Origin of the sequence: Achromobacter mucicolens (genome assembly GCF_902859725.1) — a bacterium.
Taxonomy (GTDB): Bacteria; Pseudomonadota; Gammaproteobacteria; order Burkholderiales; family Burkholderiaceae_B; genus Achromobacter; species Achromobacter mucicolens.
Genome location: NZ_CADIJP010000019.1, coordinates 85,611 through 110,495 on the forward strand (window position 1 = coordinate 85,611; position 24,885 = coordinate 110,495).

Annotated in this window: 26 protein-coding genes; 18 read left to right on the plus strand and 8 right to left on the minus strand. The window is 65.7% G+C overall.

Going from position 1 to position 24,885, the window contains the following annotated elements; translation table 11 throughout:
- Window positions 1–136: 136 nt before the first annotated feature.
- Both HV786_RS21830 and HV786_RS21835 read left to right on the plus strand, forming a co-directional pair.
- Entirely contained in the window at window positions 137–1,444 is a 1,308-nt protein-coding gene (locus tag HV786_RS21830; protein ID WP_062839092.1) for an MFS transporter, read from the plus strand.
- Between the two features lie 206 nt (window positions 1,445–1,650).
- Window positions 1,651–2,652 carry a cytochrome-c peroxidase gene (locus tag HV786_RS21835; RefSeq protein WP_128828616.1) on the plus strand — a complete coding sequence of 334 codons (1,002 nt, stop codon included), beginning with the start codon at window positions 1,651–1,653 and terminating at the stop codon, window positions 2,650–2,652.
- Between the two features lie 60 nt (window positions 2,653–2,712).
- Here the strand turns inward: HV786_RS21835 and queF are convergent, their stop codons facing one another.
- Window positions 2,713–3,537 carry an NADPH-dependent 7-cyano-7-deazaguanine reductase QueF gene (gene queF / locus HV786_RS21840; protein WP_128828615.1) on the minus strand — a complete coding sequence of 275 codons (825 nt, stop codon included), beginning with the start codon at window positions 3,535–3,537 and terminating at the stop codon, window positions 2,713–2,715.
- A 317-nt stretch (window positions 3,538–3,854) separates the two neighbouring features.
- On the opposite strand from queF, the gene aceA reads away from it, so the two are divergent.
- Together aceA and HV786_RS21850 are read left to right on the plus strand one after the other, a co-directional pair.
- Window positions 3,855–5,174: an isocitrate lyase gene (gene aceA / locus HV786_RS21845; protein ID WP_128828614.1), complete on the plus strand. Its 1,320-nt coding sequence runs from the start codon at window positions 3,855–3,857 to the stop codon at window positions 5,172–5,174.
- A gap of 205 nt (window positions 5,175–5,379) precedes the next feature.
- A complete protein-coding gene (locus HV786_RS21850; RefSeq protein ID WP_128828613.1) occupies window positions 5,380–5,775 on the plus strand; it encodes a DUF1398 family protein in 396 nt (131 codons plus the stop codon).
- A gap of 26 nt (window positions 5,776–5,801) precedes the next feature.
- Here the strand turns inward: HV786_RS21850 and HV786_RS21855 are convergent, their stop codons facing one another.
- Window positions 5,802–6,866, minus strand: a complete 1,065-nt coding sequence (locus HV786_RS21855; protein ID WP_128828612.1) for an NAD(P)-dependent alcohol dehydrogenase — start codon at window positions 6,864–6,866, stop codon at window positions 5,802–5,804.
- A gap of 106 nt (window positions 6,867–6,972) precedes the next feature.
- Between HV786_RS21855 and HV786_RS21860 the strand changes: the two genes are divergently transcribed.
- Window positions 6,973–7,857, plus strand: a complete 885-nt coding sequence (locus tag HV786_RS21860; RefSeq protein WP_128828611.1) for a LysR family transcriptional regulator — start codon at window positions 6,973–6,975, stop codon at window positions 7,855–7,857.
- Window positions 7,858–7,885: 28 nt separating this feature from the next.
- Here the strand turns inward: HV786_RS21860 and bioD are convergent, their stop codons facing one another.
- From bioD to HV786_RS21875, 3 genes are read right to left on the minus strand one after another with little or no spacing between them, the layout of a single operon-like run.
- Window positions 7,886–9,322 (minus strand): dethiobiotin synthase, encoded by a 1,437-nt coding sequence (gene bioD / locus HV786_RS21865; RefSeq protein ID WP_175211841.1) that lies wholly within the window; start codon window positions 9,320–9,322, stop codon window positions 7,886–7,888.
- The gene (locus HV786_RS21870; RefSeq protein ID WP_175211843.1) at window positions 9,319–9,996 is read right to left on the minus strand and encodes an alpha/beta fold hydrolase; all 678 of its coding nucleotides are present in this window, start codon (window positions 9,994–9,996) and stop codon (window positions 9,319–9,321) included. Before HV786_RS21870 ends, bioD begins: the two co-directional genes overlap by 4 nt.
- Window positions 9,993–11,183, minus strand: coding sequence for an aminotransferase class I/II-fold pyridoxal phosphate-dependent enzyme (locus HV786_RS21875; RefSeq protein WP_175211845.1), 1,191 nt, complete (start codon window positions 11,181–11,183; stop codon window positions 9,993–9,995). The genes HV786_RS21870 and HV786_RS21875 overlap by 4 nt, the downstream gene beginning before the upstream one ends.
- Window positions 11,184–11,365: 182 nt before the next feature.
- Here HV786_RS21875 and HV786_RS21880 point away from each other — a divergent pair, with 182 nt between their 5' ends.
- The 12 genes from HV786_RS21880 to HV786_RS21935 all read left to right on the plus strand — a co-directional run bounded on the left by HV786_RS21880 (window position 11,366) and on the right by HV786_RS21935 (window position 21,396).
- Window positions 11,366–12,634 carry an adenosylmethionine--8-amino-7-oxononanoate transaminase gene (locus HV786_RS21880; protein ID WP_128827115.1) on the plus strand — a complete coding sequence of 423 codons (1,269 nt, stop codon included), beginning with the start codon at window positions 11,366–11,368 and terminating at the stop codon, window positions 12,632–12,634.
- A 161-nt stretch (window positions 12,635–12,795) separates the two neighbouring features.
- Complete coding sequence (locus HV786_RS21885) at window positions 12,796–13,773, plus strand: P-type ATPase actuator domain-containing protein (protein WP_175211847.1); 978 nt, start codon at window positions 12,796–12,798, stop codon at window positions 13,771–13,773.
- Entirely contained in the window at window positions 13,770–13,931 is a 162-nt protein-coding gene (ccoS, locus tag HV786_RS21890; protein ID WP_062839088.1) for a cbb3-type cytochrome oxidase assembly protein CcoS, read from the plus strand. The genes HV786_RS21885 and ccoS overlap by 4 nt, the downstream gene beginning before the upstream one ends.
- Window positions 13,932–14,115: 184 nt before the next feature.
- A complete protein-coding gene (gene ccoN, locus HV786_RS21895) occupies window positions 14,116–15,603 on the plus strand; it encodes a cytochrome-c oxidase, cbb3-type subunit I (RefSeq protein ID WP_056323933.1) in 1,488 nt (495 codons plus the stop codon).
- A gap of 10 nt (window positions 15,604–15,613) precedes the next feature.
- Window positions 15,614–16,342 (plus strand): cytochrome-c oxidase, cbb3-type subunit II, encoded by a 729-nt coding sequence (gene ccoO / locus HV786_RS21900; protein ID WP_056323935.1) that lies wholly within the window; start codon window positions 15,614–15,616, stop codon window positions 16,340–16,342.
- A 2-nt stretch (window positions 16,343–16,344) separates the two neighbouring features.
- Entirely contained in the window at window positions 16,345–16,521 is a 177-nt protein-coding gene (locus HV786_RS21905) for a cbb3-type cytochrome oxidase subunit 3 (RefSeq protein ID WP_056323938.1), read from the plus strand.
- On the plus strand, window positions 16,518–17,483 hold the full coding sequence (gene ccoP, locus HV786_RS21910) for a cytochrome-c oxidase, cbb3-type subunit III (RefSeq protein WP_062839086.1): 966 nt from the start codon (window positions 16,518–16,520) through the stop codon (window positions 17,481–17,483). Before HV786_RS21905 ends, ccoP begins: the two co-directional genes overlap by 4 nt.
- Window positions 17,484–17,557: 74 nt before the next feature.
- On the plus strand, window positions 17,558–19,048 hold the full coding sequence (gene ccoG / locus HV786_RS21915) for a cytochrome c oxidase accessory protein CcoG (protein ID WP_128828608.1): 1,491 nt from the start codon (window positions 17,558–17,560) through the stop codon (window positions 19,046–19,048).
- Between the two features lie 36 nt (window positions 19,049–19,084).
- Window positions 19,085–19,357, plus strand: a complete 273-nt coding sequence (locus HV786_RS21920) for a FixH family protein (RefSeq protein WP_062839085.1) — start codon at window positions 19,085–19,087, stop codon at window positions 19,355–19,357.
- Between the two features lie 16 nt (window positions 19,358–19,373).
- Entirely contained in the window at window positions 19,374–19,610 is a 237-nt protein-coding gene (locus HV786_RS21925) for a hypothetical protein (RefSeq protein ID WP_056323947.1), read from the plus strand.
- A 104-nt stretch (window positions 19,611–19,714) separates the two neighbouring features.
- Entirely contained in the window at window positions 19,715–20,638 is a 924-nt protein-coding gene (locus HV786_RS21930) for an ABC transporter ATP-binding protein (RefSeq protein ID WP_128828607.1), read from the plus strand.
- Complete coding sequence (locus HV786_RS21935) at window positions 20,635–21,396, plus strand: ABC transporter permease (protein WP_128828606.1); 762 nt, start codon at window positions 20,635–20,637, stop codon at window positions 21,394–21,396. The genes HV786_RS21930 and HV786_RS21935 overlap by 4 nt, the downstream gene beginning before the upstream one ends.
- A gap of 121 nt (window positions 21,397–21,517) precedes the next feature.
- Here the strand turns inward: HV786_RS21935 and HV786_RS21940 are convergent, their stop codons facing one another.
- Window positions 21,518–21,919: a DUF4168 domain-containing protein gene (locus tag HV786_RS21940; protein WP_056323953.1), complete on the minus strand. Its 402-nt coding sequence runs from the start codon at window positions 21,917–21,919 to the stop codon at window positions 21,518–21,520.
- Between the two features lie 210 nt (window positions 21,920–22,129).
- Complete coding sequence (locus HV786_RS21945; RefSeq protein ID WP_175211860.1) at window positions 22,130–22,942, minus strand: sulfite exporter TauE/SafE family protein; 813 nt, start codon at window positions 22,940–22,942, stop codon at window positions 22,130–22,132.
- A gap of 149 nt (window positions 22,943–23,091) precedes the next feature.
- On the opposite strand from HV786_RS21945, the gene HV786_RS21950 reads away from it, so the two are divergent.
- Complete coding sequence (locus HV786_RS21950) at window positions 23,092–23,889, plus strand: AraC family transcriptional regulator (protein ID WP_128828605.1); 798 nt, start codon at window positions 23,092–23,094, stop codon at window positions 23,887–23,889.
- Here the strand turns inward: HV786_RS21950 and trhA are convergent.
- Window positions 23,886–24,530 (minus strand): PAQR family membrane homeostasis protein TrhA, encoded by a 645-nt coding sequence (gene trhA / locus HV786_RS21955; RefSeq protein WP_128828604.1) that lies wholly within the window; start codon window positions 24,528–24,530, stop codon window positions 23,886–23,888. The genes HV786_RS21950 and trhA overlap by 4 nt on opposite strands.
- Window positions 24,531–24,885: the final 355 nt, after the last annotated feature.

Below are 24,885 nucleotides of genomic sequence, written 5' to 3' on the forward strand. Positions count from 1 at the left end.
TAAGCCGGCCCGGCGCAGTTTCAAACCCTGCAGTCGCAAAAAAATTCACGCCCGGGCAAGTACCCGCGCGCTGCCGGAGACAACCCGCGAACCGCCTTGGGCGGAACGCATCCTGCCGCCTTCGCGGCCCTGTGCAATGAACACCGCTACCGCCGCCACCCCCTTGCTCTCAGACGCCGACGTACGCCGGCGCGACTGGAAAATCATCCTGCTCATCGGCGTGGCGCACGCGTCGTCCCACTTCTTCCAGCTTGTGCTGCCGTCGCTGTACGGCGCGCTGGGCCTTCAGTTCGGGCTGGACTTCGCGCGGCTGGGCCTGCTGGTGTCGACGTTCTACGTGGTTTCCGGCATCGGCCAGGCGTCCTCGGGTTTCGTGGTGGACCGCATCGGCGCGCGCCCCGTGCTCTGGTTCGGGTTGGGCTGCTTCGTGCTGTCGGGCGTGCTGATCGGATCGGCCACCGGCTACGTCATGCTGATGGCCGCCGCCGTCATCGGCGGCATCGGCAATTCAGTGTTTCATCCGGCGGATTACTCCCTCATCAACCACCGCGTCACCGCGCCGCGGCTCGGCCATGCGTTCTCGACGCACGGCCTGACCGGCAACCTGGGGTGGGCGCTCACGCCCGTGTTCATCACCACCATCACGCTGCTGGCCAACTGGCGCGTGGCAGCCTATAGCGCCGCCGGCCTCGTGGCGCTGGTGCTGCTGCTGACGGTGCTGGGACGCGACCTGCTGGGCGGCCCGTCGCCCGTCGAGGCCGGCGGCGACGCCAAGGATGCCGCCAGCGCGCCCAAGCCCGCCGCCAAACCGCAAGAGGGCGTTCTGGCCACGCTGTCCGCGCTCTTGTCCAAGCCCGCGCTGTGGGGCGCTTTCCTCTTCTTTGCCTGCACTTCCATCGCGCTTTCGTCGGTGCAGAACTACACGATTCCCTTGCTGGGCCAGCTTTACGACCTGTCCAAGGTCACGGCCAGTTCCGCGCTGTCCGGGTACATGGTGGCCTCCGCGGTGGGCATGGCGGCCGGCGGCTTCCTGGTGTCGGCCAACCCGCGCACCGAGCGCACCGTCATGGTGGCGCTGATCCTGGCCGGCCTGACGCTGGTCGTCTTGGCGCTGGGGCTTGTGCCCGCAGTGCTGGCCGCGCCCGTCGTGGGCCTGGCGGGCTTCTGCTCGGGCGTGGCGGCACCGTCGCGCGACATGCTGATCCGCCGCGTGACGCCCAAGGGCTCGACGGGCTCGGTCTACGGCCTGGTGTATTCGGGCATGGACGTGGGCTCGGCGCTGGGGCCGCTCGCCTTCGGCCTGCTCCTGGATGCCGGCTTGCGGCAAGGTCCGTGGGTGGGCGCGGGCGTGGCGTTCGCCGTGGCCGCTTTCCTGGCGCAGTGGATCGCGGTGCAGGCGCGGCGGGCCGAACCGCCCGCGGCGGCGGCGGCAGCGCGGCCGTAATGCCGTGAGACCGCGGGCGCCGTAACCGCAGGGCGCCCGAAACCCTTTGATCGCCCCGCACGGCGCCAGCGCTGCCTTGCGCGCCGTCAAGCACGGCATCGCCGCGTGCGCCCCGGCCGGCGCCGCTTGATGCCTCGCAAGGCCAGGGCATGGCTTCCCCGATGTAATAACCATGTGGTTGAACTGGTTATTCACAGGAGAAGCAAATGAGAAAGACAAGTACGCTGCTGGCCGTGGGACTCGTACTGGGACTGTGGGCAAATCAGGCGTGGAGCGCCTCGCAGGAACCCATCCAGCCGATCGAGCCCGCCGTCATCAAGGAACCCGCCAAGGTCGAACTGGGCAAGAAGCTCTTCTTCGATCCGCGTCTGTCCCGCTCCGGCGCGATCTCCTGTAATTCCTGCCACAACCTCGCCATGGGCGGCTCCGACAACCTGAAGGCCTCCATCGGCCACAAGTGGCAGCAGGGCGGCATCAATTCGCCGACCGTGCTCAATTCCAGCCTGAACATCGCCCAATTCTGGGACGGCCGCGCCAAGGACCTGCGCGAGCAGGCGGGCGGCCCGATCGAGAACCCCATGGAAATGGCGTCCACCCACGAGCTGGCGGTGCAGGTGCTCAATTCCATTCCGGGCTACCGCGCCGAATTCAAGCAGGTCTTCGGCAAGGACACGATCACCATCGATGAGGTGACCAGCGCGCTGGCCGCGTTTGAAGAAACGCTGGTCACGCCGAATTCGCGTTTCGACCAGTGGCTCAAGGGCGACAAGAAAGCGCTGACCGTCCGGGAATTGGCCGGGTACGACCTTTTCAAGAACAGCGGCTGCGTCGCTTGCCACAACGGCGTGGCGGTGGGCGGCAACTCGTTCCAGAAGATGGGGCTGGTCACCCCCTACATCACCGAGAACAAGGCCGAAGGCCGCGCCGCGGTCACGGGCAAGGACGCGGACCGCTTCAACTTCAAGGTGCCGACGCTGCGCAACGTGGCGCTGACCTACCCGTACTTCCATGACGGCGAAGCGGCCACGCTGACGCAGGCCGTCGACGTCATGGGCCGCCTGCAACTGGGCCGCACGTTCACGCCCGATGAAAACGGCCAGATCGTGGCGTTCCTGAAGACGCTGACGGGCGACCAGCCGGTCATCCAGTACCCGGTGCTGCCGCCGTCCGAAGACGACACGCCGCGGCCTGAGCCGTTCGTGAAGTAAGCGTGGAATCGTGAACGCAAAGCGGCCGCCCTGGAGCGGCCGCTTTGCGTGGCAGGCGCGTTACTGTCGGACGGTTCGCATGTCGGCGGGCGGCGCCGCCTCGAAGTTGCTGCGCCAGGGATTGATGTCCAGTCCGCCGCGGCGCGTGTAGCGCGCATACACCGTCAACTGTTCCGGGCCGCAGGCTTGCATGATGTCGCTGAAGATGCGCTCGACGCAGTGCTCGTGGAACTCGGCGTGCTGGCGGAACGACACCACATAGCGCAGCAGCGATTCGCGATCAATCGGCTTGCCGCGGTAACGGATCTGGACCGTGGCCCAATCGGGTTGGCCCGTCACGGGGCAGTTCGACTTCAAGAGGCGCGACGCCAGCGTTTCCTCGACCACGTCCCCCGGCCGCGTACGCAGCAGATCGGGGGCGGGCTCATAGGTGTCGATCTCGATATCCAGCTTGTCGATGTAGATGCCGTCCATCTCGCCCATCTGCAGTTCGGAAAAGCGCTGCGGCAAGAAGAAGTCCAGGCCCACCGGCGCGCCAGCGGCGGCGCTCAGGTCGCGTTCCAGGCGGCCGCGCAGGGCCGCCGAATTGACCAGGCGGGTCTGGTTGAACGAGTTCAGGTACAGCTTGAACGACTTGGACTCGATGATGTTGGGGCTGTCGGCCGGCACCGAGAACGTCGCCATCGCCACCCGAGGCTTGCCCTTGGCGTCCAGCCACGACAGCTCATAGGCGTTCCACAGGTCCACCCCGGTAAAGGGCAGGTTGCCGTCATTCAGATTGAGCGCCGCGCGGTTGTGCGAGCGCGCAATGGGGAACAGCAGCGAGGGATCGTATTGCGAGGCGTAGGCCACGCTCTGCCCGAGGGGGCCGTGAGACAGGGTCATAGCAGGAATTCAAAAACGGGATGACGGCATTGTAGGCGCTGGAAGAGGCGCGATATTCCACAACGTGAAATGTAACTCTCGGCATGTGAAAGCCCGTGTTGCGTAGCAGCGGGGCGGCATTTCACAAACGACAATCGCATTTCATTATACAAAATAGCGTTCATAACTCATTGATTTAAATAACTAAGATTTTTCGTCTTGTATAAGACTCGCCCTCACATTGCTCCGCAGCACAGGCATAGACTTTCTCCAACGATTCACGCAATGCACGACGCGAATCCTTTGAAGTTCTCTCACTACTGACCAGGAGCATCACCATGAGCAATCGCGAAACCGAAATCCGCAACCTGCAGAAAGATTGGGCCGAGAACAGCCGGTGGCAGGGCATCAAGCGCGACTACAGCGCCGAAGACGTCATCCGCCTGCGTGGCTCGATCAGCGTCGAACACACGCTTGCCCGCCGCGGCGCCACGCGCCTCTGGGAACTTCTGCACAGCGAGCCGTTCGTCAATTCGCTGGGCGCCCTGACCGGCAACCAGGCCATGCAGCAGGTCAAGGCCGGCCTGAAGGCCATCTATCTGTCGGGCTGGCAGGTCGCCGGCGACGCCAACCTGGCCGGCGAAATGTATCCCGACCAGTCGCTCTATCCCGCCAACTCCGTGCCGCAGGTGGTTCGCCGCATCAACAATTCGTTGACGCGCTGCGACCAGATCCAGTGGATGGAAGGCAAGAACCCCGGTGATGAAGGCTACATCGACTTCTTCGCGCCCATCGTGGCGGACGCCGAAGCCGGTTTCGGCGGCGTGCTCAACGCCTATGAACTGATGAAGGCCATGATCGAGGCGGGCGCGTCGGGCGTCCACTTCGAAGACCAGCTCGCTTCCGTGAAGAAGTGCGGCCACATGGGCGGCAAGGTGCTGGTGCCCACCCGCGAGGCCGTGTCCAAGCTGGTGTCGGCCCGCCTGGCCGCCGACACGATGGGCACGCCGACGTTGCTGCTGGCCCGCACCGATGCCGACGCCGCCGACCTGGTCACCAGCGACGTCGATGAAAACGATCGTCCGTTCATCACGGGCGAGCGCACAGTGGAAGGCTTCTTCCGCACCCGCGCCGGCATCGACCAAGCCATTTCCCGCGGCCTGGCCTACGCGCCGTATGCCGACCTGATCTGGTGCGAAACGTCCACGCCCAACCTGGAATACGCCCGCAAGTTCGCGGACGCCATCCATCGCCAATTCCCGGGCAAGCTGCTGGCTTACAACTGCTCGCCGTCGTTCAACTGGAAGAAGAACCTGGACGACAGCACCATCGCCAAGTTCCAGCGCGAGCTGGGCGCCATGGGCTACAAGTTCCAGTTCATCACGCTGGCAGGGTTCCACGCGCTGAACTACGGCATGTTCGAGCTGGCCCACGGCTACGCCCGCCGCCAGATGAGCGCCTTCGTGGAACTGCAGCAGAAGGAATTTGCCGCCGCGGAAATGGGCTTCACCGCCGTCAAGCACCAGCGCGAAGTGGGCACTGGTTACTTCGACGCCGTGACCCAGACGATCGAGGGCGGCAAGTCGTCCACGACCGCGCTGACCGGCTCGACCGAAGAGGCGCAGTTCGAACACGGCAAGGCGCAGAAGGCTGCGTAAGCCGGCAGTGCCCGGCCTGTCCCGCGGGACGCCGGGCGCCGCATGCAGGTGTGTAGTCGCAGGTGCTGTTGTAGGGTGGATTCAAGGGTGCCTGCGGGCACCCTCTTTTTTTGTTTCGCGATGGCGCCATTCCCGCAGTACGCTGGACGGTGCGAAGAACGAGGCGCCGGAACGGTCTTCACCTTTTCATCGTCAGGAGCCATCCATGAACGCGTCCACGCAATCCATCATTCGTGAAACCGCGGAGGCATCCGCTCAGGGCCACATCCACTTCGGCCAAGTCATCAGTCAACTGGCGGGCGCAGGGGTCGAATCCTATGTGGTCGACTACCGGGCCCGCCGCACCGCCTACTACCTGCCTGATGACCAGACGCTGGACATCCCGCTGGATGTGCCCGACGTCGCCATTGCCAATGATTTTGATCGGGCCGCGCTGCAAGCCGCGATTCGCGGCGCGCAGCGGGGCGAGGTGAAGTACCCGGAATTCAAGCGCCTGAGTTGCGCGGCGGGATGCGTCGGCTACGCGGTGTGGATCGCGGGCCGGCACGTCACGTACTTCGGCCGCTTGGGTGATGCCCACGACGAGAAGTTTCCCGACTGAACCCAGAAGGCCTTCGGGGAAGCAGGTTATGCGGCAGCGCGCGTTTCCTTCAGCGACGCCATGTCGATCACGAAGCGATACTTCACATCGTTCTTCACCAACCGCTCGTAAGCCTCATTCACGGCCTGGATCGGCACGATTTCCACGTCGCTGACGATGTTGTGCTCGGCGCAGAAATCCATCATCTCCTGCGTCTCCTGCATGCCGCCGATTGCCGAGCCGGCCAGCGACTTGCGGCCCATGATGAGGTTGGCTCCGGGGATGGGATCCAGCGGCGTCAGCGCGCCGACCAGCGCCATGGTGCCGTCCAGCGCCAGCAGGGCCATGTAGGGATTGACGTCGTGGCTGACGGGAACCGTGTTCAGCAGGAAGTCGAACGTGCCGGCGTGCGCCGTCATGGCGTCGGCATCGCGCGAGACCAGCACCTCGTCCGCGCCCAGGCGCTTGGCATCGCGGGCCTTGTCGGCCGAAGTCGTGATCATCACCACATGCGCGCCCATTGCATGCGCAAACTTCACGCCCATGTGGCCCAGCCCGCCCAGCCCGATGACGCCGACCTTCTTGCCCGGCCCCACCTTCCAGTGGCGCAGCGGGGAATAGGTGGTGATGCCGGCGCACAGCAGCGGCGCGACGGCCTTGAGGTCGAGCTTGTCGGACACCTTCACGACGAAGTGCTCGGTCACCACGATGCGATCGGAGTAGCCGCCGAACGTCAGCTGGTCGCTGCCGCGCTCCTTGTCGTTGTAGGTGAGCGTGGCGTTCTCTTCGCAATACTGTTCGAGGTTCAGACGGCACGCCTTGCAATGGCGGCACGAGTCCACCATGCAACCCACGCCGGCGTAGTCGCCGACCTTGAATCGCGTCACGTTCTTGCCCACTTGCGCGACGCGGCCAATGATTTCGTGGCCGGGCACCATCGGGTACATGGAATTGCCCCAGTCGCCGCGCGCCTGATGCAGGTCGGAGTGGCAGATGCCGCTGTACAGGATGTCGATCAGCACGTCGTCGTCGCCCGGTTCACGGCGGGTGAAGCTGAAGGGAACCAGGGGAGTGTCGGCGCTGTGCGCGGCGTAGCCTTGGGCTTGGATCATGACGGCCTCTTGGGATGTTTGTTGAGCAGGCGTTCACAATAAGCCCGGTGACAACGCACTTCAAGCTAGAATTTCGGCATGATTTATTGAATAAATTTGCATAATCATGCCGCTCGACAACCTGTCCCATCTTGCCGCGTTCTCCGCGGTTGCCCGTCTGGGCAGCTTCCGCAAGGCGGGCGAAGAGCTCAGCCTGTCCACGTCCGCGGTCAGCTACGCCATCCGCAACCTGGAAGAGCGGCTTGGGGTGAACCTGTTCAACCGCACCACGCGCAGCGTGGCCCTGACCGAAGCCGGCCACCGCCTGGCCGAGCGCCTGCAGCCGGTGCTGCATGGTTTGGGCGACGCGCTGGACGAAATGAACCACTTTCGCGGCTCCGCCGCCGGCACGCTGCGCATCAACACGTCGCGCGCGGCCTCGTACCTGTTGCTGATGCCCATGGCGGCTCGCTTTCTGGGGGCGTATCCGGACATCCGCCTGGAGATCGGTGAAGACGACAGTTTCGTGGACATCGTGAAATCCGGCTTCGACGCGGGCGTGCGTCTGCTTGAAGCGGTGCCCGAGGACATGGTCGCGGTTCCCATCGGCCCGCCGCTGCGCGCGGTGGTGGTGGCGTCGCCCGCCTACCTGCAGGGGCGCGAGGCGCCCCGCACGCCAGCCGACCTGCTGCGGCACGACTGCGTGCGCTACCGGTTTCCCAGCGGCCGCTATTTCAAATGGGAGTTCGAGAAGGACGGCGAAAAGATGGATATCGACGTGCCGGGCCGCATTGCACTGAGCGACGTGCATGCCGAGGTGCGCGCGGCCTGCGATGGCATCGGTATCGGCTACGTTCCCCAAAGCTACGTGGCGGACCTGCTCGCATCGGGCAGGCTGGTGCGGTTGCTGGAGGATTGGTGTCCCGTGGTTCCGGGTTTCATGCTGTATTACCCCCGTCAGCGCCGCGTCTCATCGGCGCTGCGGGCGTTCATCGACATGGCCCGGCAGTGATGCCGGGCGCGGCGGGCTGGCGTCTGGGCTAGTCCGCTTCGGTTTCGGCGTCATACAGCGCCGCCAGGCATTCGGCCAACGGGGCGACGCCCTGGGCCAATGCCTCGACGGCCGCGGCGTCCACACGCGGCAGCGGCGGGATCTCCGCGAGCACGCGCACGCCGCCAAAGCGCTCGATGGCTTCCTTGTTGCCCGCGGACGGCGGGCCGCTCATGACCACGCCCAGCACCGGGATGCCGCGCCGCTGCAACGCCTTCAGGCTCAGCAAGGTGTGGTTGATGGTGCCCAGTCCGCTGCGCGCCGCCAGCACCACCGGCATGTCCAGGCGTGCGATCAGGTCGATCATCATGTGCGTGTCGTCGATCGGCACATACAGGCCGCCCGCGCCTTCCACAATCAGCGGCGCCCGCGTCGCGGGCGGCACGATGGTGGTGGCGTCGACGACCGTGTCCTCCAGCGTCGCGGCCGCCCACGGCGACAGCGGCGCTTGCAGCACGTAGGCAGGCAGGTGCAGGCGCTCGGGCGGCAACTGCGCCAGGTGGGCGACGGTGTCGGTGTCGCCGGGCTCTTCGGCCACGCCCGTCTGCACCGGTTTCCAGTAATCGGCACTCCAGGCACGGGCCAGGATGGCCGACACCAGGGTTTTGCCGATGCCGGTATCGGTGCCCGTCACAAAAACGCCATTGGGCCGCTGCATGTTCTTTCTCCACATACCGAACGCCAGGTGATACGTCACCGTGGCGCCATGTTCGTCAAACGCGCCCAAGACCCGGCGCAGTTGCGCCGCGCCCAGCGGCGGGCGGCCGGGCGCGGGGGTGGTCGCGCCGATGCCCTTCAGGCCGCGCAGGAAATGCAGGCCGTCAGGATGATCTTGTATCAGGCGTTCGCCGCGCACGCCACCGGCCATATCGGTCATGGCCGGACGGATGGCGTGGGGGGGCGGATAGTTGGGCGTCGCGGGCGCCAGGCCGGCGGCGGCGTGCGCCGCCCGCCATTCGGCAAAGGTGCCCGAGGCCAGCGTGACGACGGCCAGATGGCCGCCGGGGGCCAACAGGCCGGCCAGCCGCGCCAGACCCGTGTTCAGGTCCGAGAACCACTGCACGGCCAGGCTGGAACAGATCAGGTCGAAGCCGCCTGTCAGCCCAGCGGGGTGCTCGCCGTCCAGCAGCTGGTAACGCGCCGTGCCGGGCAGGGCGGGGCCACGCCGCGCGGCGGCCAGCATGCCGGGTGAAATGTCGGTCACCGTCCAGTCGGCTGGCCCCAGCCGTCGCGCCAGCGCCTGGGTCAGCAGGCCGGTGCCGCAGCCGATCTCCAGGATGCGGGGGCAAGGCGGCAGGGGCAAGAGGGCGATGTCGCTCGCCAGCCGTTCGGCCGCGATGCGCTGGATGGCCGCGTGGTCTTCGTAGCGGGCGGCGGCGGCGCCAAAGCGGTCGCCGACGCGGGCATTGCGGGCAGCCTGCGTCATGCGGGCGACGCCACGCGGGCAGCAAAAGCGCGGATGTGGGCCGCGCACCAGTCAGTGTCCGAGACGGGCAAGAGATGGCCGCCGTGTTCGCGCCAATGCAGGTCGCCATCTGGCCGCCCGGCAAAGGCGGCGCGCATCATCCCGGCCGGCACGATGGCGTCCGCGCTGCCGGCCAGTGCCAGCAGCGGCACAGGCAGGGCGGCCAGCGCGGCGCGCTGGTCGTCGTCGCGCAGGGATTCAAGACCCTGATGCAGCGCAGCCATCCGGGGTGCGCCAAAGCGGGAATCTTCGCCACAGCGCTGGCGGAAATCGCGCAGCACGTCGTCCGCCGACTCGGTCAGACGCTTGCGCATCCGGTCCAGCATGCGGACGGGCACACCCGCGGGGTAATCCGCTGCGGCGCAGAAGCGGGGAAAGCCATTGATCGACACCAGCCCCACGCATTGGTCCGGCAGGCGGCCCAAGAGGCGCAGGACGCCCAGCGAGTGGCCGACCGCGATCACCGGGCCTGTAAGGGCCGGCTCACGGGCGGGGCCGAAGTAACCCGCGTCGGAGACGGCGTGGGGCCATGCAGGCAACGCGGCGCGCAGCGGGTCCCAGAACGCCGCGTCGAACGCCCAGCCATGGACGAACAGCATCGTCGGGCGGATGGCGGAATCCGGAAACGTCGTCATGCCAGCACCGCCGCGAAACCCTCGATCAGCTGGGTCACGTCGTCGTCGCAATGCGCCGCGCTGAGCGCGATGCGCAGTCGGCTCGTGCCTGCGGGTACTGTGGGTGGACGGATCGCCACGGCCAACAGGCCGCGGCGCTCCAGGTCTGCGGCCATGGCCAGCGCGCGGGCTTCATCGCCCACGATGGCGGGCACGATCTGGGTCGAGGACGCGCCGGTGTCCAGCTCCATGCCGCGCAACGCGTCGCGCAGCCGCTCGCCGCTGGCCGCCAGCCGCGCGCGTTCGGCATCCAGCGCGGGCGCAAGATCCAGCGCCGCGTCCATGGCGCCCAGCACGGCGGGCGGCAGCGCGGTGGTGTAGATGAAGCCCGAGCACGCGTTCACAAGAAAATCGCACAGCGCGCGCGAGCCCGCCACGTACGCGCCAAATCCGCCCAGCGCCTTGCTGAAGGTGCCCATTGCCAAGTCGATCCGCCCCGGCGCCAGTCCGGCCAGCCCCATGCCGCCAGGCCCCAGCACGCCGGTGGCATGCGCTTCGTCCAGATACACAAAGGCATTGAAACGGTCGGCCAGGTCCGCCAGCCGGACGACGTCGGTGCGGTCGCCGTCCATGCTGAACACGCTTTCGGTGATGATGAACCGCGAAACCGGCAGCCCGCTGCCGGTCTCTTGCGCGCGGCGCGCCAGCAAACTTTCCAGATGATCGAGGTCGTTGTGGCGAAAGCGTATCTGCCGCACGCCGGCGGCCTGGCAGCCATGATGCAGGCTGGCGTGATTGAGCTTGTCGGCGTAGACCTCCACCTCGCCGTGGGCGGCGGCTGCGCGCATCAGGGCGGGCAGTACCGCGGCGTTCGCCTGCCAGCCGGACGCCAGCACCAGGGCGGCCTGGGTGCCCTTCAGCCGGGCCAGCTTGGCCTCGACCTGTTCGTGCAGGTCCAGGTTGCCACAGACCAGCCGCGAGGCCTGAGCGCCGGCCCCGTGGCGTGCCGTCCATTCACGGGCGCGGTCGACCAGCAGCGGATGCCGCGCCAGCCCCAGGTAGTCATTGCTCGAAAAGTTCAGGACGGGCACGCCATTCATCACGATGCGCCCGGGCGGGGCGGACGACGCCGTGCGCAGCCTGCGGCGCTTGCGGCGGGTGTCGGCGAGCGCCAGCTCGGCGGAAAAAAGCGAATCCAGCTTAGACATCGATAAATCCTGCAGCGGCCCCAAGGCCCGCGCGCCGCGGCGGCAGGCAGGCTGACGGACAGGGAACGCCCGCGCCAGGCCGTAGAATGCGGGCCATTGTAGTGGAGGCGCGACGGCCCCCGGGGCGCCTGCGCAGGCTGCGGCGAACCCGGCCGGCGGTGCCCGATTTCAAGAGGTGAACGATGCACGTGCCCGACTGGATGGCCCAAGGCCAACCCCATATCTGGCTTCCCTATGCCCAGATGAAGACGGCAACGCCGCCGCTGCCCGTGGTGCGCAGTCACGGCAGCCGGCTGGAGCTGGCCGACGGCCGCACGCTGGTGGACGGTGTGGCGTCCTGGTGGACGGCTTGCCACGGTTACAACCACCCGCACATCGCCCAGGCCGTGCGCGCGCAACTGGACGCGATGCCGCACGTCATGTTCGGCGGATTGACGCACGAACCTGCCTTGAGGCTGGCGCGCCGCCTGGCCGGACTGCTGGGGCCGGGCCTGGACCGCGTCTTCTATACGGATTCCGGCTCGGTGGCGGTAGAGGTCGCCATGAAGATGGCGCTGCAGTTCTGGCTGAACCAGGGCGAGCACGGCCGGACCCGCTTCCTCGCATTCCGGGGCGGCTATCACGGCGATACCTTCGGCACCATGGCGGTGTGCGATCCGGACGAGGGCATGCACAGTCTCTTTAACGGCATGCTGGCCGGGCACGACATCGTCAGCCTGCCGCGAGACGACACGGGGCACGCCGAGCTGGACGCCTGGCTCCAGGCGCGCGCACCGCAACTGGCCGGCATCCTGGTCGAGCCGCTGGTCCAGGGCGCGGGCGGCATGCTGCTGCACGATCCCGAGGTCCTGCGCCGCTTGCGCCGCCTGGCGGACAAGCACGGGTTGCTGTTGATCTTCGACGAGATCTTCACGGGTTTCGGGCGCACCGGCACCCTGTTCGCCTTCGAGCAGGCCGGCATCCGCCCCGACATCATCACGCTGTCCAAGGCGCTGACCGGCGGAACGCTGCCGCTTGCCGCCACGGTGGCCAGCGACCGGGTCTTCCAGGCCTTCTGGTCCGACAACCCCACCCATGCGCTGATGCATGGCCCCACCTTCATGGGCAATGCGCTGGCTTGCGCGGCGGCCAATGCCTCGCTCGACCTGTTCGAGACGGAACCCCGGCTGGCGCAGGCGCAGGCCATCTCTGCGGCGTTGTCCGCCGGCTTGGAGCCTTGCCGTGAATTGCCCTGGGTGCGCGACGTGCGCGTACTCGGGGCGATCGGGGTGGTCGAACTGGGCGGCATCGCCGACCGCGAGGCCCTCAAGCGCCGCCTGGTCGAGGCGGGCGTCTGGGTGCGTCCCTTCGGCAACGTGGTCTACCTGACGCCTGCGCTGACCATCGACGCCGAGGATCTGGCCCGACTGACCACCGCCGTGACGGCGGTGCTGCGGGCCGGCCGCCCGTAAGGCCGCCGCTATGCCGCCACCAAGGCCGCCACAACGGCGGCCACGAATGGCGCTTCGCCGCCCCTAACGCCGTTCGGCCGCCCCGGTGCGACGGCAAATCGCCACGACCGTCTTGATTCAAATCAAGGCGGCCGGGGGCGGGCCTGATTACCATCGCCATCATGCGTGCCAAATCCATTTTCGCCGTCCCGGCCAGCCTGCCCGACGCCGACCGCCAGCAACGCCGCCACGCGCTGGTGCGGCTGTCGCTCGCGTGGCTGGCGATGATGCAGGTCATGATGTTCGCGTGGCCCGGCTATCTGCGCCACGAATCCATGCCCGCCGACGCGCTCGAAACCCTGGATTGGGCCATCGTCCTCATGAACTGGGCCAGCTTCGCGCTGACCGTGCCCGTTGTCCTGTATTCGGCATGGCCCATCTGGCGCCATGCCGGCGCCAACCTGCGGCAGGGGCGCGCCGGCATGGACGTGCCGGTGGCGCTTGGCATCGTCGCCGCCTTCGTCCCCAGCGTGCACGCCACCTACACCGGCCGCGGCGAAGTCTATTTCGACTCGGTCACGATGTTCGTGGCGTTCCTGCTCACCGCGCGCTATCTCGAACTGTGCGCCCGCCAATCGTTCGGCGGCGCGGGTTCCGCCGGCCGCCGCCATGCCCGCGTCGAAGACCAGCGCCTGCAACTGGGGGCGCGCGCAGACCGGTTGGCGTCCCGGTTCGTCCTGGCGCAGGTGGCGCTGGCGCTGGCCGCCGCCGCCGGCTGGGCCTACATCGATCCCGCCCACAGCATTCCCGTCATGGTGGCGCTGCTGGTCATGAGCTGTCCCTGCGCCATGTCCATGGCCGTGCCCACCGCCATGGCGTCCGCCCATAGCGCGCTGGCGGCGCACCCCGACATGCCCGAGTCCGCGCTGGACGCGCTGCTTGCCGAGGCGCGGCGCAAGGCGCGGCAGAATCTTTACGGCTCGCTCGTCTGGCACCTCCTGATGACGCCGCTGGCCCTGGTAGGCTGGGTCACGCCCTGGCTGGCTGCCATCACCATGCTGCTGTCGTCGCTGGCGGTGGCCTACAACTCGTGGCGCCTGTGCCGCCGCGACTGGTCGGGCGCCACGGCGGCCGGCAGCGCGCTGGGGGCGGCATCATGACCATCCTCTACCTTCTGCTGCCGCTCTCGCTGCTCTTTGTCCTGGCCATCGGCGTATCGCTGTGGTGGGCCGTTTTCAATGGCCAGTACGACGACACCGACAACGCCGGCACGGCCATCCTGCGCGACGACGATAGCGGCGCCGCCGGCCGCCGCTGATCGTCTCGCGCCGTTTGCCGCCGCCGCTGGGCAGGTCTTTTCACGGCCAGATACCCCTAAAGGCGTTGCGGTTATGCAGCGATGTCCAAGGCGTCGCACCCCGGTTGATCCAAATCAACGCCGACTCCTGTGACTAGTCCCATCATCGAAGCCTGGAAGTTCTTGTTACTTTAGGGGATGGGTGATGAACGATTGCCCCGCAATCGCAAGCAAGTCCGATACCTTCAACTACAAGGTCGTGAGGCAGTTCGCAATCATGACCGTGGTCTGGGGCATTGTCGGCATGGCTGTCGGTGTGTTTCTTGCCGCGCAGCTAATTTGGCCTCAGTTGAATTTCGATACCGCATGGCTCAGCTACGGCCGCCTGCGCCCGCTGCACACCAACGCCGTGATCTTCGCCTTCGGCGGCAGCGCTCTTTTCGCGACGTCCTACTACGTCGTGCAGCGCACCTGTCAGGCGCGTCTGTTCTGCGACAAACTCGCCGCCTTCACGTTCTGGGGCTGGCAGGTCGTCATCGTCGCGGCCGCGATCACCTTGCCCATGGGCTTTACCAGCAGCAAGGAATACGCCGAACTCGAATGGCCCATCGACATCCTGATCACGCTGGTCTGGGTCGCCTACGCCATCGTGTTCTTCGGCACCATCATCAAGCGCCGGTCCAAGCACATCTACGTGGCCAACTGGTTCTTCGGCTCGTACATCCTCACCATCGCCATCCTGCACATCTTCAACAACATTGAAATGCCGGTGTCGATGTGGAAGTCCTACTCCGCCTACGCGGGCGTGCAGGACGCCATGGTGCAGTGGTGGTATGGCCATAACGCGGTGGGCTTTTTCCTGACCACCAGCTTCCTGGGCATGATGTATTACTTCGTGCCCAAGCAGGCCGGCCGTCCCATCTACTCGTATCGACTGTCCATCGTCCACTTCTGGGCGCTGGCCTTCACTTACATGTGGGCGGGTCCGCACCACCTGCTGTACACGTCGCTGCCCGACTGGACCCAGTCGCTGGGCATGACCTTCTCGCTGATCCTGCTGGCGCCTTCCTGGGGCGGCATGATCAACGGCATCATGACCCTGCAGGGCGCCTGGTACAAGCTGCGCACCGATCCGATCCTGAAGTTCATGGTTACCGCGCTGTCGTTCTACGGCATGTCCACGTTCGAAGGCTCGATGATGTCGATCCGCACCGTGAACGCGCTGTCGCACTACACGGACTGGACCATCGGCCACGTGCACTCCGGCGCGCTGGGCTGGGTCGCCATGATTTCGTTCGGCTCGCTCTACTACCTGATCCCGCGCCTGTACGGCCGCGAAAAGATGTACAGCGTCAAGGCCATCGAACTGCACTTCTGGATCGCGACCATCGGCGTGGTGCTGTACATCGCCGCCATGTGGATCGCCGGCGTGCAGCAAGGCCTGATGTGGCGCGACACGGCGCCGGACGGCACCCTGGTCTACAGCTTCGTCGAAGAACTGAAGACGCGCGTTCCGTACTACCTGATCCGTTTGCTGGGTGGAACCCTGTTCTTGTGCGGTGTGTTCGTCATGGCCTGGAACGTATGGAAGACGGTGAGCGGCGCCACGGCGGTCAATCCCGCCATTCCGCAAGACGATCCCCATGCCGCCCGTCCGACGGTCCCCGCGACCGCCGTGCCGGCCACTGTTTGACGAGGACATCATGGCCAACAAGAATCACGGCTTCTTTTCTCACCAGACCCTCGAGAAGAACATCGGCTGGATGATCATCGCCAGCATCCTGGTGGTCTCCTTCGCGGGCCTGGTCCAGATCATCCCGCTGTTCTTCCAGCACAGCACCACCCAGCCCGTGGCGGGCGTCGAACCCTACAGCCCGCTGCGGCTGATGGGCCGCGACGTCTACATCCGCGAAGGCTGCGTGGGCTGCCACTCGCAGCAGGTCCGCGTGCTCGCCGCCGAGGTCCAGCGCTACGGGTCGTACTCCGTGGCGGCTGAGTCGGTCTTCGACCACCCGTTCCTGTGGGGCTCCAAGCGTACCGGCCCCGACCTGGCCCGCGTGGGCGAGCGTTACTCCGACGACTGGCACCGCATCCACCTGCGCGATCCGCGCAAGGTGGTGCCGGAATCCAACATGCCCGCCTATCCGTGGCTTGAAAAGACGGTCATCACCGGCCAGAACGTCGACCAGCGCATGCGCGCCCTGCGCGCCCTGGGCGTGCCCTACACCGACGAGGAAATCGCCGCAGCGCCGAAGGCCATCGAAGGCAAGACCGAAGAAGACGCGCTGGTGGCCTACCTGCAAGGGTTGGGCGTAGGCGTTCGCAAGGCGCAACTGGCCAAGCAGGCTGAAGAAGCCAAGAAGGCCGAAGAAGCCAAGAAGTCCCAGCAGTCCTCGGCGCAGCCGGCCGCTCAAGCGGCCTCGGGAGGCTGATCATGGTCGGCTATATCAGCGCAATCGTCACCGCCATCTCGATGGCGACCTTTTTCGGCATCGTCTGGTGGGCCTGCTCGCGCGGCCGCCAGAGCGCCAACCGCGAATCGGCCATGCTGCCGTTCGCACTGCCCGATGAATTCGGGCAGGCACAACAAGATGGAGCGAATCGGTCATGAGCGATTTCGTCAATGGCTTCTGGGGGTATTTCATCTCGATCGTCGCCGTGGGCGGGGTGGTGTGGTGCGTGTGGCTGCTGTACACGCAACGCCGCTGGCTCAGCGCCAAGCCGGCCAGTGGCCAGGTCGAGGACACCGGCCACGTCTGGGACGGCGACCTGACCGAGCTCAACAACCCGGTCCCCACCTGGTGGACGTGGATGTATCTGCTGGCCTGCGCCTTTGCGCTGGGGTACCTGTTCCTGATGCCGGGCCTGGGCGAGTACAAGGGCAAGCTGGGATACAGCAGCACCGAGGAAGTGGCGCAGCAGCAGGCCAAGATGGCCGAGGCCGTGCGTCCCATCTACGCGCGCTTCGAAACCATGACCGTCCCGCAGATCGCACAGGATCCGGGCGCCCGCGAAATCGGCCAGCGCCTTTTCCTGAACACCTGCGCGCAGTGTCACGGTTCCGATGCCAAGGGCGCGCCCAGCTTTCCCAACCTGACGGACGGCGACTGGCTGCACGGCGGCTCGCCCGAAGCCATCATGCAAACCATCAAGCAAGGCCGCCACGGCATCATGCCGCCCTGGAAGGACTCGATCGATCCCAAGATGGCTGGCGACATCGCGCAGTACGTGCGTTCGCTGTCGGGCCTGACCGCCGATCCGGTCCGCGTGTTCCGCGGCAAGCGCGAGTTCGCCAACTTCTGCGTCGCCTGTCACGGTGTCGATGGCAAGGGCAACCAGCTCGTCGGCGCGCCGAACCTGACCGACGACGTCTGGCTCTACGGCAGCTCGGAAGCCAGCATCGTCAAGACCATCCTTGAAGGCCGCGACAACCGCATGCCGGCACACGAACACATCCTGAGCCCCGAGCAGATCAAGATCCTGACTGCCTGGGTCTGGGGTCTGTCGAACAAGCCCGACGCGCAGAAGCAGGCCGCTGCATCGCCCGCCGAGTCCGGCGCGGCCAAGCAGTGAACCGGCAGCACGTAAATGGACGGCCGCGCAGCGGCCTTCCATATCACTAAGCACTAACCAGCACGGAGCAGCAAATGGAAGATGGGTCAACCGCAAGCGTCAGCAGTTCGCCTGGCGGTGACCCGCCGCCTTGGCGGCCGCATACGCGGCCGCCGCGCCCTGGCCAGGAGACCCTGGAACAGACGCTGGCGGGGGTGCGTAGCAAGATCTACCCGCGGTCCGTCAGCGGCATATTCGCCCGTTGGCGCATCGCGTTCGTCTTCATCACGCAGATCATCTTCTACGGTCTACCTTGGCTGCAATGGAACGGGCGACAGGCCGTGCTGTTCGACCTGGGCGCGCGCAAGTTCTATTTGTTCGGACTGGTGCTCTGGCCGCAGGACGTCGTCTATCTTGCCGTGCTGCTGGTCATTTCGGCATTGGCGCTGTTTCTTTTCACGGCGGTGGCCGGGCGCCTGTTCTGCGGCTACGCCTGTCCGCAAACCGTCTACACCGAAATCTTCATGTGGATTGAGCGCAAGGTCGAAGGCGACCGCATTGCGCGTATCCGCCTGGACGAATCGCCCTGGACTTGGCGCAAGTTCCGCCTGAAATTCACCAAGCACTTCCTGTGGATCGCGCTGGCGTGGTGGACGGGATCCACGTTCATCGGGTACTTCGCGCCCATCCGCGAACTCGGCCACGAACTCTTCGCCCTCCAGCTCGGACCGTGGCAATGGTTCTGGATGCTGTTCTACGGCTTTGCTACCTGGGGCAATGCCGGCTTCATGCGCGAATCGGTGTGCAAGTACATGTGCCCTTACGCTCGCTTCCAGAGCGTGATGGTCGATCCGGACACGTTCGTCGTCACGTACGACAAGCGCCGTGGCGACCCGCGTGGCGGCCGCTCGCGCAAGGTCGACCACAAGGCGCAAGGGCTGGGCGACTGTGTCGACTGCAGTCTCTGCGTGCAGGTCTGTCCGACGGGCATCGACATCCGTGACGGCCTGCAATACATGTGCATCGGCTGCGGCGCGTGCATCGACGCCTGTGAGCAGGTGATGGACAAGATGCAGTATGAACCGGGACTCATCCGCTACACGTCCGAGCGCGCGATGCTGGACGGCCTGTCCACCAAGAGCGCGCGGTCGCATCTGCTGCGGCCTCGCGTGCTGATCTACGGCACTTTGATCCTGATTCTGGCGGTGGCCTTCGTGGCCTCGCTGGTGGTCCGCAACCCGTTGCGTGTCGACGTCATCCGAGACCGCGGCGTGCTGGGCCGCGAGGTGGCGGGCGGCATGATCGAAAACGTTTACCGCCTGCAGATTATCAACACCTCGGACGCGCCGATGCGCCTGCGCCTGACGGCCGAAGGCATGCCCGACTTGGCGGTGATGGCGGGGCAGCAGGGATCGGACGTGGTCGAGGTCGAGCCGGCCGCCAACAAGCTGGTGCCGATGGTCATCCGCGCCCCGGCGGGCGCCACGCCCGGCGCGCATGCCATCACGCTGCGCGCCAAGGGGCAGGACGGCGAGAACCGCCAGGTCGAAACCGATGAAGCCGCCAGTTTCTACGTGCCCGAGTAGGGCTGACACTTGCCCAGGGCACTACAAGGACATTTCATGAACGCTGCACACATCACCCTCGAATCCGCCGACCCGGCGCATCCCGTCAAGCCCTGGTACCGCGAGCCCTGGCCGTGGATCCTGATGGCAGGTCCGTTTGCCGCCATGATAGGCTGCTTCATCACGATCTACTTTGCGATGACCCAGTTTGCCAGCCAGCCCATCCAGGAGGGCGTGGTCAAGCGGGGGCTGGTTATCGAACAAACCGCGCCTGCCGCGGCCGGGACGCAGTCGCCGGCGGCTGCCAGCCCGGCAGCCGCCAAACCTTGATCGGGGGAGTGCACGCATGGGATTGCGATCGCTGATGTGGATTCTGTGGCCATCGTTTTTGGCCGCCGCAGCGGGAAGCGCGCTGATCTTCGCCCTGATCGACCCGCTGGACGTGACCATTTTTGGATATGTTCCGACGGGCCGCATGGGCTTTTACACCGTGTCGTTTTTCGTCCTGTGGGTGATGGCCGGTTTTTCAAGCGCGCTGACGGCCTACCTGATGCCGAAGGTAGAAGAGGACGAAGACTTCTAGGACCAGTGTTTCCAAAAATCAAACACACCGTTCCGCCACGCTGAACAAGCGAGGGTCTGCGCGGCGGGTAAAATCCTCCGGCTATGGTCAAGTTGGGGGCTCGCGTGCAGCCAGTCATTTCAGTACAAGGCTTATCCAAGCAATATGCGTCGGGATTCCAGGCGCTCAAGAACGTCAACCTGGACATCCAGCGCGGCGAGATTTTTGCGTTGCTCGGGCCGAACGGCGCGGGCAAGACCACGCTGATCAGCATCATCTGCGGCATCGTGAATCCCACCCAGGGCACGGTGCTGGCCGACGGTCACGATATCGTGACGGACTTTCGCGCCGCGCGGTCCAAGATCGGATTGGTGCCGCAGGAGATTTCCACCGACGCCTTTGAAAGCGTGTGGAATACCGTCACCTTCAGCCGCGGGCTGTTCGGCAAGCCGGCGGATCCCGCCTATATTGAAAAAGTCCTGCGCGAGCTGTCGCTGTGGGACAAGAAAGACAGCCGCATCATGGCGCTGTCCGGCGGCATGAAGCGCCGTGTCATGATCGCCAAGGCGCTGTCGCACGAACCGGCCATCCTGTTCCTGGACGAGCCGACCGCGGGCGTCGATGTCGAATTGCGGCGCGGCATGTGGGAAATGGTGCGTCGGCTGCGCGAAAGCGGCGTCACCATCATCCTCACCACGCACTACATCGAAGAAGCCCAGGAAATGGCGGACCGCATCGGCGTCATCCGCAAGGGCGAGATCATCCTGGTCGAGGAAAAGAACGCGCTCATGGCCAAGTTGGGCAAGCGCCAGCTTGCCTTGACGTTGAAGGCGCCGCTGCCGGGCATTCCCACGGCGCTGGACGCCTACCAGCTCGAGCTGTCCGCCGATGGCTACAAGCTGGTCTATACCTATGACAACGAACGGGGCGGCGACATCTCGCGTCTGCTGCAAGATCTGAGCCGCCTGCAGATCGAATTTGCGGACCTGAATACCTCGGAAAGCTCGCTCGAGGACATCTTTGTCAGCCTGGTGCACGGTCAATCATGAACTTCTACGCCATACGCGCCATCTACCTCTTCGAAATGGCCCGCGCCTGGCGCACGCTGATGCAAAGCGTGCTGTCGCCGGTGATTTCGACCTCGCTCTATTTTGTCGTGTTCGGCTCGGCCATCGGATCGCACATGGTCGAAATCGACGGTGTGAGCTACGGAGCGTTCATCGTGCCCGGCATGATCATGCTGTCGCTGCTGACGCAAAGCGTCGCCAACGCTTCGTTCGGCATCTACATGCCACGCTTCTCCGGCACGATCTACGAGATCCATTCGGCGCCGATCTCCTACGTGGAGATCCTGATGGGCTACGTGGGAGCGGCCGCCAGCAAGTCCATCATCCTGGGCCTCATCATGCTGGCCACCGCGCGCCTGTTCGTGACGTTCGATGTGGCGCACCCGTTCTGGATGCTGTCCTTCCTGGTGTTGACCGCGGTAACGTTCAGCCTGTTCGGCTTCATCATCGGCATCTGGGCCGACGGCTTTGAAAAGCTGCAGATCATTCCGCTGATGATCATCACGCCCCTGACGTTCCTGGGCGGCACGTTCTATTCCATCAACATGCTGCCGCCGTTCTGGCAGACCGTTACGCTGTTCAATCCCGTGGTCTACCTGGTCAGCGGTTTCCGCTGGGCGTTTTTCGGGGTATCGGACGTCAGTATCGAAATCAGCGTGGGCATGACACTGGCCTTCCTGGTGGCGTGCCTGATTGGCGTGCGTTGGATCTTCAAGACGGGTTATCGCCTGAAGACCTGACAGGCCCAATGAACAAGGCGCCGCGGCCCCAGCGGGGATCGCGGCGCCAAGTCATCGAATTCGCCTGGTGGTACGCGGGCGGAATCCGATGTGGGTGTCTGCTTAGGCTTACCGTTGCAGGTCAGCGCTGCGCCGGCGCCATCTTCATCAGACGGTCGCGAAGCTGGGGATCTTGCTGCACGGCTTGGCCGATACCGTTGAATTCCTCGACCGACAGCCCATCGGCGCGGACAAGTTTGACCATCTTGGCGTCCGCTTCCTGAACGACCTTCTGCTTGGCCTCGTCGGTCTTGGCGGCGTCGACCTTGGGACGGTATTCGTCAACGACGCCCGAAATCTTCTGCGAAGCCGAGGCGAACTTCTGCAATTGTTGATCCGTCGGTTTCTGGATGGCGGGAGCCATGCCAGGCTGAGCCTGCGTCTGCGCCGGGGCCTGCGCGCTTTGTTGAGCCAGGGCGGGTGCACCGGACAGCGCCGTCGTCAGCACGGCGGCGGATAGGAATGCAAAAGTGGAACGCTGCATGAAAACTCCTTGTTCCGGTTGATAGTCCGACCATGATGACGATCCGGGCGGCCAGGGGACAAGTTTCGCGATGTGTTTTCCTGTGTCGGCAGGCCACGAGACGGCCGAGCGTGGGCGGGGGGCGCCCCGGGGCCGCGGCCGAAACGTTTTGCGCGGTTTCGTAGTCGCTGCTGGCCGCGATGTTTCCTTAGGTTTGCCGAAAATCGAGCGTTAGAGCGCGATCATGCTCAACATGACGAGAATCAGCAGCAGAACATAGACGCGGGCATGTACACGGTCGGGGATGCGCGGGATCAGCGGGGCGGCAAGGTGAATCCCGGCCAGCGACCCCAGCGCAAGCACCGCGAAGGCCAATATGTCCACATATCCCACAATCCACGGCGCCAGCGCGTGGGGCAGGTCGCGCGCGGCGGCCAGGTAGGCCAGCGTGCCCGCCAGCGCGACCGGCAGCGATAGCGGATTGGCCATGGCGGCGGCCTTGACCATGGGCAGGCCCCGCCGGCGCAGCAGCGGCACGGTCATGACGCTGCCTCCCACCCCCAGAAACGCGGCAATCATTCCGATGACGACGCCGCCGCCCATCGTGGTGACGCGGTCCAGCCCGCGCGGCCCCGCGCCGCGCCCAGACATGAAGCCCTGGCGCAGCACGCAATCCAGAACAGTCGCCGCCAGATAGACGATGAATGCGTGACGCATGAAGTCGCCGCCGGCTTGCATGGCGGCAAGCGCGCCCAGCAGTGCGCCCGCTGAGATATAACCCGCCAGCGGCCAGACGTATTCGCCGATGAGGTTGCCGGCGCGCCAATGCTTGCGCGTGGCCAAGACCGAGTTGACGATCATCACGCACGTGGAAGTGGCCACCGCGATGTGCATCGCCGACTGGCGCATCTCGTCGTTCGCGCCATGCAGCGACGTCAACACCCCATACAGGGCCGGCACCACCACGAAACCGCCGCCAAAGCCGAACAGCACCGTCGTGACGCCGCTCAGACCGCCAAACAGCGCCAACACCACATAGATCATGTCGTTGCCCAATCAGGAAAAGCGCCACGATAGGACGCCGGCGATTGGCCCGCTTTCGAGGGTGGGACAATGATGTTTTCGTTTCGGCCAACGCCTTGCGCCGTGGACGCGTCGCATCCAAGCTGGCGCGTCGCTCCCGGCAGATCCCCATGCGCAACACCCATATCGACCGCTACGACAACCTGGACCGCCCGGTGGTGGCCATCGGCAACGACTATCCGCCCGGCGGCCTGCTGCCGGCGCATGCGCATCGGCGCGCGCAGTTGCTGTACGGGGCGACGGGCGTCATGCACGTCGTGACGCGCGACGGCAATTGGGTGGTGCCGCCGCAACGCGCCGTCTGGATTCCGGCGGGTGTGACGCATCAGGTCCGCATGTTGGGCGTCAGCACGCGCAGCGCGTACATCGAGCCGGGCGCGGCGCGCGCGGACCGCACTGTCTGCGAGGTGATTGAAGTGTCCGCGCTGATGCGCGAGTTGTTGCTGGAGGCGGTGGACATGCCCGCCGCCTATGATCCGCGCGGCCGGGATGGGGCACTGGCTGCCTTGCTGCTGCACGAGATCGAGCGCGCGGCGGTTCTGCCCCTGCATATTCCGCTGCCGCGTGACAGGCGCCTGGCGCCGCTATGCCGCGCGTTCATCGCCGCTCCGGATGCGCGGATGCCGCCGCAGGCATGGGCCGACCGGTTGCACGTAAGCCTGCGCACGTTCAGCCGGGTTTTCAGGCAGCACACGGGCATGTCGTATCTGGCCTGGCGGCAGCGCGCTTGTGTGGTGCTGGCGTTGGCGCGCCTGGCCGACGGCGACCCCGTCACGGCCATTGCGCTGGATTTCGGGTATCAAAGCCCTGCGGCGTTTTCAACGATGTTCCGTCGCGTGCTGGGCCATCCGCCGACGGCGTATTTGCGGCAGGCGCCCGCGGCTGCCCGGGCGCCGTTGCGGCGTTAGGCGGCGTACCAGAACACTGCAAAGAAGTGGCAGACAGTGCCGGCCAGCACGAACAGATGCCAGATGAAGTGGCTGTAGCGCCAGCGGTTGTCGAAGACGAAAAACACCACGCCGCCGGTGTACGCCAAGCCGCCCGCCACGAGCCACCACAGTCCGCCGGGCGGCACCAGTTCAAGCAGCGGTTTGACCGCGATGACGACGATCCAGCCCATTGCCAGGTACAGGCCGGTGGACAGCGCGGGGCGGTTGAGCCGCTTGCTCGCCTTCAGGCCCACGCCCAGCAGCGCCAAGCCCCAGACGAGTCCAAATAGGGTCCAGCCCCATGGTCCGCGCAGCGCGCCCAGCGCGAACGGCGTGTAGGTGCCGGCAATGAGCAGGTAGATGGCTGAATGGTCCAGTACGTTGAAGATCTGCTTGGCGCGGCAGCGCGGCAGCGCGTGATAGATGGTGGACGCGAGGTACAGCAGGCACATCGACGCCGCGAACACGGCGGCGCCGGCAATGAAGGCCGCATCGCCCTGGCGCACTGCGGCGGCGATCAGGAGCGGTGCGCCAGCCAGCGCGCCCGCCGCGCCAAGTCCGTGGCTGATGCTGTTGGCGATTTCTTCGCCCAGGGTCTGGGGTCGGTCGTTGGGAAACATGGGGGACCTGTTTGTGACAAGTTGCCCACCTTAGGCCTTTTGGTTCGGGCGCTCAAGCGCAAGGGTTCAGTTCGGCCGCCCGATACCGGAAAGATTTGATCTGGTGCAAGGTTGAGACCCAGGGAGGCGATCCAGGCGAGTGGGGCGAACGGGACGAGCCGTGCAGGCAAGGCGGTTAGTTACTCTGTGATACATTTAACGCGCGAACGAACCGCCCGGCAGAGGCAGCGCGCATTCTTCACTTTGGGCTTGCACGTCGGCCACGCGTGGCGCGGCCGTGATCGACATTCTTAGGGGAAGCATCCATGAATCCGGCACTCGGCGTCACGGTTGGAAAGTTCTCATCACGCGACAG